7 protein-coding genes are annotated in these 10,794 nt (G+C 44.2%); 3 read left to right on the plus strand and 4 right to left on the minus strand.

What is annotated here, in order from left to right; all coding sequences use genetic code 11:
- Window positions 1-414: C40 family peptidase (locus tag HRT75_RS08790; protein WP_291185326.1), on the plus strand; the 414-nt coding region annotated here is incomplete at its 5' end.
- Window positions 415-468: 54 nt separating this feature from the next.
- Here HRT75_RS08790 and HRT75_RS08795 read toward each other — a convergent pair.
- A complete protein-coding gene (locus HRT75_RS08795; protein ID WP_291185329.1) occupies window positions 469-1,722 on the minus strand; it encodes a tetratricopeptide repeat protein in 1,254 nt (417 codons plus the stop codon).
- A 204-nt stretch (window positions 1,723-1,926) separates the two neighbouring features.
- On the minus strand, window positions 1,927-4,446 hold the full coding sequence (gyrA, locus tag HRT75_RS08800) for a DNA gyrase subunit A (protein ID WP_291185331.1): 2,520 nt from the start codon (window positions 4,444-4,446) through the stop codon (window positions 1,927-1,929).
- Between the two features lie 259 nt (window positions 4,447-4,705).
- Between gyrA and HRT75_RS08805 the strand changes: the two genes are divergently transcribed.
- Window positions 4,706-7,261: an ATP-dependent Clp protease ATP-binding subunit gene (locus tag HRT75_RS08805; RefSeq protein ID WP_291185336.1), complete on the plus strand. Its 2,556-nt coding sequence runs from the start codon at window positions 4,706-4,708 to the stop codon at window positions 7,259-7,261.
- A gap of 171 nt (window positions 7,262-7,432) precedes the next feature.
- On the plus strand, window positions 7,433-7,744 hold the full coding sequence (locus HRT75_RS08810; RefSeq protein ID WP_291185339.1) for a hypothetical protein: 312 nt from the start codon (window positions 7,433-7,435) through the stop codon (window positions 7,742-7,744).
- Window positions 7,745-7,767: 23 nt separating this feature from the next.
- Here HRT75_RS08810 and hutH read toward each other — a convergent pair whose 3' ends face one another.
- Both hutH and HRT75_RS08820 read right to left on the minus strand, forming a co-directional pair.
- Window positions 7,768-9,276, minus strand: coding sequence for a histidine ammonia-lyase (hutH, locus tag HRT75_RS08815; protein WP_291185342.1), 1,509 nt, complete (start codon window positions 9,274-9,276; stop codon window positions 7,768-7,770).
- A 73-nt stretch (window positions 9,277-9,349) separates the two neighbouring features.
- On the minus strand, window positions 9,350-10,794 hold a 1,445-nt coding region (locus tag HRT75_RS08820; RefSeq protein WP_291185345.1), incomplete at its 5' end, for an NAD(P)H-hydrate dehydratase.

Genomic DNA, 10,794 nt, shown 5'->3' on the forward strand with positions numbered 1-10,794 from the left:
CATGCGGGCAACACAACCTCTGGAACTGTCGACAAGGCACATTTGGTCAATACCGCACTACTCTATTTGAACAGTCCATACCTCTGGGGCGGAAAAACTCCTTTTGGAATTGATTGCAGCGGATTCACTCAAATGGTGTATCGTTTAAACGGTTACAGACTTCAGCGCGATGCCAGTCAACAAGCCACGCAAGGAGACGCCTTTAGTTTTATAGAGGAATGTGAACCTGGTGATTTGGCTTTCTTTGATAACAAAGACGGAGACATCATTCACGTAGGGATTGTCCTTAAAGACAATTATATCATCCACGCGCATGGGCAAGTGCGTATAGATCGATTGGATCACACAGGAATCTTCAACGCAGAACGCAACACCCACACCCACAAATTACGCGTGCTTAAACGAATCGTTTAATCCAAAAAAAAACCACCGCCAAAGGCAGTGGTTTTTACAGCAGGGATGTATTGGTTATCCACCGAGCTCTTCTAAGCGAGCTTTCTTAGCTTTAAACTTTTCGGTATCTCCTAAGATGGAGTAAATGTTCATTAGCGTACGAACGATCTCTACATTCTCTCTAGCCTCATTAGCCTTTTCGAAATATGGAGCCGCTTCACGGTAAACGGTTTCACGTTGTGCCTTTAATTCATCATAACGACGGTTGTCTGCTGCTGAAGTTCCTAAGTTGTTCATCTCTTCAACGATCGCTCCTTCTTGAGCAATGATCAACGAAGCCATATTTAGGTTGGCATCTGCAAAGCTAGGGTCGATCTCTAGAGCTTTCATATAGTAAGCCTTAGCAGATTCTGTATCCCCAGCTTTCGCTGCTACAACACCTAAGTTGAATTGCGTTTGAGGGTTGTTTGGCTCTTTCTCAGCTGCTTCATTCATCAGCTCTTTAAAGCGTTCCAAGTTACCCATTTTGTATTGTACGTCTGCTTCTGTCATCAAAAGACCCATGTCGTCTGGCGCTAAAGCACGCGCTTCTTTCATTGCAGCAATTGCCTCTTCGTTACGACCAAGACTTACATAAATCAAAGCGATGTTCTTGGTGATCTCTGTAGCCTTAGATTCTGTCTTTACAGTTTCTGGCTTGATGAAGTCTCCACTTTTTACATACAACTCACGTTCTGTTGTAGAGCTGAATTCCTTCACCTCTCCAGTTTCCTTGTCAGTTGCTACATACTTTTCAATGATACCTGTATATCCAACACTTTGAAGCTCTTTATAGTGCTCAATAGCTTTGTCATACATCTTAGCAGTTACTAAGTTGGACGCCGCAAAGTATAGGAAAGAGGTATCCTGAGGATTAACGCGGTACATGGCCTCTAGTTTGCTCGCTGCGGCTTCATAGTTCTTTGCATTTTGATCTGCTACTGCACTATTTACAACCGCGGTACGCAAGGTGTTCCCTAGATTAATTACGTCTGGGTTCTCCGCATCGATCTCCTTTGCCATTTTAATGGCCTTGGCAGCCTCCAACATATCCGCAGAATTGGTAGTCTCTCCATTCATAGATAATGCTTTGGCTTTATACAAGTAATAAGTAGCTTTTTGCTCATCACTTGCAGCCTCCAAAAGGCCACTCATACCGTTAATTAGGCTTTTAGCCTCGGTAAAGTTATTTCCTTTTAACGCCTTACCAATTGCACGAAGCTCCTTCTTTTGCGCAAAGGTGCTCACGGTTCCGGCAATCAATAAAACAGTCAATAATCGTGTTTTCATCTATTTAATAATTTTTGTTTTTATGTCAATCAAGCAAATAAAAATTATTTGCATAGATCAACCGCTTTGCTTTCCCACAAAAAATTTAATAGTGGCATTAAGTACGCAACTAATTAAATTTATTTGTGTTCATTTCACGTGTTAAAAATTTAATGCGCTACGGTTGATATTCAAGCCGTAGACTCATTGTTGTGGTTTTAGAAATTACTCATTAGGTTCATCTGTCGCTGTATCCGTATCAATCGCCGTGCCATCTTCCGTAAACTCGTCCTGATCAACGTCGTCTTCATCATGCATCACTTTGGCTACTGCGGCAATAGAGTCGTCATCTCTTACTTTGATCAATCGAACTCCTTGGGTCGCTCTACCCATTACACGCAGATCTTCTACGGCCATTCTAATGGCGATCCCAGACTTATTGATGATCATCAGGTCGTCTGCATCGCTCACATTTTTAATGGCGACTAATTTACCGGTTTTTTCGGTAATACTAATGGTTTTTACTCCTTTTCCACCGCGATTGGTAATGCGGTAATCCTCTAAAGAAGAACGTTTTCCATATCCATTCTCAGAAACTACCAGAATATCGGTTGAAAAATCGTTCACTGCGATCATTCCAACTACTTCATCATCTGGTCCTGCCAGGGTAATTCCACGAACACCAGAAGCGTTTCTTCCCATGGGTCGGGTTTTTTCTTCTTCAAAGCGGATGGCCTTCCCAGATTGAACAGCAAGCATCACTTGGCTATCACCAGTGGTGAGTTTAGCCTCAAGCAGCTCGTCATCTTCTCGAATGGTAATGGCGTTGATCCCATTAGTTCGAGGACGTGAATACTGTTCTAGTGAAGTTTTCTTCACTTGCCCTTTCTTAGTGGCCATAATCACATAGTGACCGTTGATGTACTCTTCGTCCTTAAGGTCTTGAGTACAGATAAAGGCTTTCACCTTATCGTCTGGTTCAATATTGATCAGGTTCTGAATAGCTCGCCCTTTAGAGGTCTTGCTTCCTTCTGGAATTTCAAAAACGCGCATCCAGAAACACTTTCCTTTTTGCGTAAAGAACAACATGTATTGGTGATTGGTTCCCACAAATAAGTGCTCTAGGAAGTCTTCGTTTCTCGTGGCTGAGGCCTTCTGCCCTACACCACCGCGATTTTGCTTCTTGTATTCTGTAAGCGATGTACGCTTGATGTATCCCGCATGAGAAATAGTAATTACCACTTTCTCATCTGCAATAAGGTCTGTAATACTTACATCACCTCCTGCGTATTCGATGTTTGAGCGACGCTCGTCACCAAACTTCTCGCGAACTTCTTCCAGCTCTTCTTTGATGATGTCCATACGACGCTCCTTTTTAGCAAGGATGTCTTTGTAATCTTCAATGGTCTTCATCAATTCGTCGTACTCCGCACGCAATTTGTCTTGCTCCAGTCCGGTCAATTGACGCAGACGCATCTCAACAATCGCCTTGGCCTGAATCTCGGAAAGCTCAAAGGTTTCCATCAACTTAGCGCGAGCCTCGTCAGCATTGGCAGAAGCACGGATTAGTTTGATCACTTCATCAATATTGTCAGAAGCAATGATCAATCCTTCTAAGATATGTGCGCGCTCCTCAGCCTTGCGCAACAAGTACTCCGTACGGCGCACAACCACTTCATGGCGGTGTTCCACAAAATAGTGGATCAATTCTTTTAGGTTCAATAGACGCGGACGTCCATTAACCAAAGCAATATTGTTCACGCTAAAGCTGGATTGCAGCTGCGTGTACTTGTAGAGCATATTGAGCACGATGTTTGGAATCGCGTCACGCTTCAATACGTATACAATGCGCATTCCCTTGCGGTCAGACTCATCGCGAATGGTAGAAATCCCTTCGATCTTTTTATCGTTGACCAGATCAGCAGTCTTTTTGATCATGTCCGCCTTATTCACTTGATAAGGGATCTCAGTCACGATGATCGCTTCTCGGCCGTTAACTTCTTCAAAGCTGGCCTTTCCACGCATTACTACACGACCGCGTCCGGTGTGGAACGCATCTTTTACACCTTCATAACCGTAAATGGTTCCTCCTGTAGGGAAGTCAGGTGCTTTGACGTGCTGCATAAGCTCGTCAATCGTAATATCGTTATCGTTAATGTAAGCGATGGTACCGTCCACTACTTCTGACAAATTGTGCGGTGGCATATTGGTTGCCATACCTACTGCAATACCTGAAGCACCGTTGATCAACAAGCCTGGAACACGCGTAGGAAGCACTGTGGGCTCTTTTAAGGTGTCGTCAAAGTTCAACTGGTGGTCTACGGTCTCTTTGTCAATATCGGCCAGCATTTCTTCTGAAATGCGTTGCATACGCGCTTCCGTGTATCGCATTGCCGCTGGAGAGTCTCCATCAATGGATCCGAAGTTACCCTGTCCATCGACCAACATATAACGCAAGCTCCACTCCTGAGCCATACGTACCATGGCGTCGTAGACCGAGGTATCGCCGTGCGGGTGGTACTTACCGAGCACCTCTCCCACAATACGCGCAGATTTCTTGTGTGCAGAACCTGCTCGAACCCCTAATTCATACATTCCGTACAGTACCCGGCGGTGTACCGGTTTCATTCCGTCACGCACGTCTGGCAGTGCACGTGACACAATGACCGACATCGAATAATCGATGTAGGCTGACTTCATTTCATCTTCAATGTTGATAGGGATTAATTTTTCGCCTTCAGCCATAAAAAAATCGTTTAGTTTTCAATCAAAATTTATAACAAGGCAAGATACGTTTTTCAGCCCATTTTCATTGGTGATCACAGCGCTTTTACCTACAATTTTATTAACAAATTTTTAGGGTATTTTAGTTAATAACTCTGGGTGTATTTGTTTGGTTATGCGTTTGTTTTTTCGTCCTTTTACTTACAAACGGGTATTTGAGGTACAATTTTTGCTCCTTAATCAATGTTTTAGTAATTTTAGACAGAAAGGAATTCTAGATATGGATGATAATTTTTCTCCCAGAGTAAAAGACGTAATTGCCTACAGTAAAGAGGAGGCATTACGCCTGGGCCATGACTTTATAGGCACTGAGCACCTGATGCTTGGCTTGCTGCGTGATGGCAATGGGAAAGCAATAAATATTCTCAATGCGCTGGATATCGATCTGAACAATCTGCGCAGAAAGGTGGAAATACTCAGTCCTGCCAACCCAAATTCGGCAGCGACCTCTAATGATAAAAAGAACCTACACCTGACCCGTCAGGCTGAGCGCGCTTTAAAAACCACTTTTTTGGAAGCCAAGTTGTTTCAGAGCTCATCGATCAACACGGCGCATCTCTTGTTGTGTATTCTCAGAAACGAGAACGACCCAACCACTAAGCTATTGAACAAACTCAAAATAGACTACGACGGCGTGAAGGACCAATTCAAATTCATGATCGCGAACGACGACGATTACCTAGACTCACCAACGGCTGAATCTTCTTTTGGAGATGATGATGAAACCACGGAAGAAGACGGCGGAAAAGACAACCCATTTGGAGGTGGAAATGCAAAAGGCAACAAAAAGTCCAAAACTCCTGTTTTAGACAACTTTGGACGTGACCTTACTGCACAAGCCGAGGAAGGTAAATTAGACCCTGTAGTGGGACGTGAGGCCGAAATTCAACGTGTTTCACAGGTTTTGAGTCGACGTAAAAAGAACAACCCCCTACTCATTGGAGAACCCGGAGTAGGTAAATCTGCCATTGCAGAAGGATTGGCTTTGCGCATCGTGCAGCGAAAGGTGTCTCGTATTCTTTACGACAAGCGCGTGGTTACTTTAGATCTGGCCAGTTTAGTAGCCGGAACTAAATACCGCGGACAGTTTGAAGAGCGCATGAAAGCGGTAATGAACGAACTGGAAAAGAATGATGACATCATCTTGTTCATTGATGAGATTCACACCATCGTCGGCGCCGGAGGTGCCACGGGATCTTTAGATGCGTCAAACATGTTCAAGCCTGCCCTAGCGCGTGGGGAGATCCAATGTATTGGTGCCACTACCTTAGATGAGTATCGTCAATACATTGAAAAGGATGGAGCCCTAGAACGTCGTTTCCAGAAGGTTTTGGTGGAGCCTACTTCTGTGGAAGAGACCATTGAGATCTTAAAGAACATCAAAGAAAAATACGAGTCGCACCACAATGTGACTTATACAGACGATGCATTGGAAGCTTGTGTAAAGCTGACCAATCGTTATATGACCGATCGTTTCTTACCGGACAAGGCTATTGACGCTTTGGATGAAGCCGGATCGCGCGTGCACATTACTAACATCAATGTTCCATCGACCATTTTGGACATTGAGACCAAATTGGAAGAAGTGCGTGAGTTAAAGAACACTGTGGTCAAAAAGCAGAAATACGAAGAAGCTGCCAAGCTCCGCGATGACGAGAAGAACTTAGAGCGCGAGTTGGCAAGAGCTCAGGAAGCCTGGGAAAACGAATCCAAATTGCATCGTGAAACGGTGTCTGAGGATAATGTAGCTGAAGTAGTTTCTATGATGACTGGAGTACCGGTGAATCGTATTGCGCAAACGGAAAGCAACAAATTGGCCGAATTGCCGGATAGAATCATGGGCAAAGTTATCGGACAGGATGCGGCTGTTAAAAAGGTAGTAAAAGCCATTCAGCGTAACCGTGCTGGACTGAAAGATCCTAACAAACCGATCGGGTCCTTTATTTTCTTAGGACAAACTGGTGTGGGTAAAACCCAGTTGGCTAAAGTATTGGCCCGCGAACTCTTTGATTCTGATAATGCCTTGGTGCGTATAGATATGAGTGAGTATATGGAGAAATTCGCTGTATCTCGCTTGATCGGAGCACCTCCGGGATATGTTGGCTACGAAGAAGGTGGACAGCTCACTGAGAAGATCCGTCGTAAGCCCTACGCAGTGGTTTTATTGGATGAGATCGAGAAGGCACACCCGGATGTATTCAATATGCTCTTACAAGTATTGGATGACGGATATTTGACCGATTCCTTAGGACGTAAGATCGACTTTAGAAATACCATCATTATTATGACCTCCAATATTGGGTCTCGTAAGTTGAAAGACTTTGGACAAGGAGTTGGATTTGGTACTTCTGCGAAGATGAATCAGGCTGACGCACATGCAAAGAGTGTTATTGAGAATGCCTTGAAAAAGACCTTTGCACCGGAATTCCTCAACAGAATTGACGATGTAATGGTATTCAACGCTCTTGAGCGCGAAGACATTCACAAGATCATCGATATTGAATTGGACAAGCTCGTTGGACGTATCTCTGATTTAGGTTATAACTTACAACTTAGCGAGAATGCCAAGGACTATATTGCCGACAAAGGCTTTGATAAGGATTATGGAGCGCGACCACTCAAGCGCGCCATTCAGAAATATATTGAAGACGCCTTGGCGGAAGAGATCATCAATTCCAATCTGGAAGAAGGAGACACCATAAGTATGGATCTGGATTCCAAGACCGAGGAACTCAAAATAAAGATCAAAAAACAAAAGAAGCCTACGAAATCGTAGGCTTCGGCTTTATATATAGAAGTCCAGTGAACTTTCTGGTTTTTGGTGAATATCAGAAAGTCCACTCGACTTCCTTCTCTTCTCTAATAACCACCTATCATGACCAAGAACCGAAAAATACTTTTAGGCATCCTCACCTTTTTGCCCTGAGTCTTTCTGATCATCTATTTGGTGAGCTTCTTTAGCTTTTTTAGCGATATAGCTTTTAGAGATCCACAAGATTTTGAAGAAGAACCCTTTGCCGTATTTAGAGGATTTTTTGGGCTGATTCTACTCGTGCTCATCGCTGCAGGAATTTCCATTGGAATGATGATCTATTATTTGATCCATTCTAGGAAGAATCCGAAGATCAAAGAATCGGAGCGCATTGTGTGGATACTAGTGTTGATCTTTGCCAACAGCGTAGGCTCTTTGGTTTATTACTTCGTGTATATCGTTCCCCTACCCGAACCGGGCAAGGAACTGATCGAATCCAACGAATAAGTATAAAGTAAACCTAAGACTGACTAGTACAGCTCCGCGGAGTCGATCTGCAAACTGCGCAGAAACCCGACACTAGCATGAATATCCTCAGACAGCAAACGATCTTCTGAAACAAAAGGAACTTCCTCACGGTATAACGCTAAAATTGAAGCCAAAAAGGGTGCTGTTTTCAAAGGTTCTCTAAACACCAATGCTTGGGATGCATTCATAAGCTCTATAGCCAACACCTTTTGCACATTGACCGCAATGCGGTAACATTTGGTAGCTGCGTTTGCCCCCATGCTCACGTGGTCTTCTTGTCCATTACTAGATACGATAGAATCTACGGATGCTGGGGTAGCCAATTGTTTGTTTTGACTCACGATACTCGCCGCAGTGTATTGCGGAATCATAAACCCAGAATGCAAGCCTGGTGTTTGCACTAAAAAGTCAGGGAGTCCGCGTAAACCAGAAACCAACTGGTAGGTTCTACGTTCGGAAATATTGGCTAATTCTGCCAGAGCTATTCCTAAATAATCCAAGGCCAAAGCCAAAGGCTGTCCGTGAAAATTCCCGCCGGATATGATGCGATCTTCCCCTACAAAAATGTTGGGATTGTCCGTAACGGAGTTGATCTCTGTCAGTATGGTCTTGGACGCGAAATCTAGCGCATCTTTGGTAGCTCCGTGCACTTGAGGTACACAACGGAAGGAATAAGGATCCTGTACGCTGGATTTTTCTGAAGCAGCGATCTCACTTCCTTCTAAAAACTCTAAGATTCTCGCCGCGGTATTGATCTGCCCTTTATGAGGACGCACCAAGTGCACCAAGGGATCAAATGGACTCAGATTACAATCAAAGGCGTCCACAGATAAGGCAGCGATCAAATCAGCTAAATAAGCCTGTTTATAGCCTTTTAAGAGTAATTCCACTCCGTAGGCTGACATGAACTGGGTTCCGTTAAGCAAAGCCAAACCTTCCTTAGCCTGCAGTTTAATCGGAGTTAACCCAAGCTCTTTAAGTACTTCTGAAGCTTCTCGTCGTTCTCCTTGATAGTTTACTGCTCCTTTTCCCAATAGCGGCAAAGCCAAATGAGCTAAAGGTGCTAAATCCCCGGAGGCTCCTAAACTTCCTTGCTGATACACTACGGGAAACACCTCATTGTTGTAGAATTCCATGAGCAATTCTACAGTAGACAAGGCCACTCCAGAATGTCCATAACTCAAGGATTGCGCCTTGAGCAGTAGCATAGTCTTTACAATATCAGTGGGAACTTCTTCCCCGATTCCGCAGGCATGAGACATGACCAAATTCTCCTGCAATTGCGTGAGCTTATCATCAGATATAGCCACATTACACAAACTTCCAAAACCCGTATTGATTCCATATACCGGATCCTTGGATTGTTGCATTTTGTGATGTAAATATTCATAAGCCGTCTCAATACGCTGCTTTGCGGCTTCACTCAAGCGCAACTGGTGCGGCTCGGCGGTAAGTTTTTGTAGAAGCGGGAGGTCTAAAGTAGACGCCCCGATTTCATAGACTTCTTCCATACTGTTAGTTGATCGGGTAAAAATACACTTTCTGACTCAATTAATGGAGATTCCTAAGGGCAAGTCAATGGATTTACTGAGCCTCTTCTTCTTGTTGCTGCGGAGGTTGTTCTACCTCAAAGAGTTTGATGAATGCATTGCCAATGTTTTCTGTAATATCTGAGGCCAAAAGGGCTTGATATCCCAATTGCTGTACCGCAATGTCTCCAGAACTTCCGTGCAAATAGACACCCATAGCAGCAGCTTGCCACGTCGGATAGCCTTGTGCCATGAGTCCTGTAATCATTCCTGCGAGAACATCTCCACTCCCCGCCGTTGCCATGCCAGGATTGCCTGTAGAATTAATAAGTGTCCCTTGAGGAGTGCAAATACAGGTGTGCGCTCCCTTTATAAGCAAGACAACCTGGTGCTCTACAGCAAAGGCTTGTGCCTTTTGCAATTTGTCAAAATCATCGGTCCAATCGCCTAGTAATCGCTTGAGTTCTCCGGGGTGCGGTGTCAATACAGACTGCTGAGGAATTTTAGCATAAAGCTCTTTCTTTGACGCTAGTAAGTTCAAAGCATCGGCATCTAACAAAACCGGAGCTTCTTGCGCCTCTAAAAATTGATCTAAAGCGGTTAAGGTTCCATCTTCCATCCCCATGCCCATTCCAATTCCATAGGTATGCGTAGGCTCTAAGGGAATCGAATTTAGAAAAGACTCTTCCTCTGAACAACTAGCCATAGCTTCCGGCACAGTAGTTTGCAGGACTCCTAATCCACATATAGGAACATGTGCTGTAGCTAATCCACTGCCAGCGCGTAAAGCGGCACGAGTAGCTAAAACAACAGCGCCCATCTTTCCCATACTCCCACCGACAAGCATGCTGTGGCCAAAGGTTCCTTTGTAAGAATACTTCTCTCTAGGCTGATACCAACTCAAAATATGTTGTTTATGCAGTAGTGTTGCAATTGGTGGCTGAGTCATGACAAATTCTGGGTCTAAGCCTATGTCTATGGCTTCCCATGTATTGGTAAAAATACCGGTAGAAGGCATAAAGAAAGAAAGCTTGGGCAATTGAAAGCTCAAGGTGTGATTTGCTTTCACCACTGCTTCTGGATCCTCTATTGGAGCATTGGCGTAAAGACCACTTGGCATATCAATGGCTAAAATAAAGGCGCCAGCGGCGTTTAAATGTTGCACCATTGCCTTTACCCATCCATCCATACAACGGTTGAGACCAATCCCAAAAATGGCATCTACAACCACATCGTCTTTATGAATATCTGGAAATCCTTCTTCTCCTGTTATGAGCGTTGGCCATTTCTTGGTGACTTGCTTGATTCGATCGTAATTGATCAAAAAGTTCTTAGAACGTTTATCACTGCAATTCACCACATAAGTATGCACATTATAGCCGTGTTGAATTAAATGGCGAGCCAAGACCAGACCGTCTCCCCCATTATTTCCTATACCACAGAAAATCCGAACCGGTACTTGGGCACCGTGCATGCGTGAATGTAGCCAATTGAATCCTT

Origin of the sequence: Gilvibacter sp., from assembly GCF_013214815.1 — a bacterium.
Lineage (GTDB): Bacteria > Bacteroidota > Bacteroidia > Flavobacteriales > Flavobacteriaceae > Gilvibacter.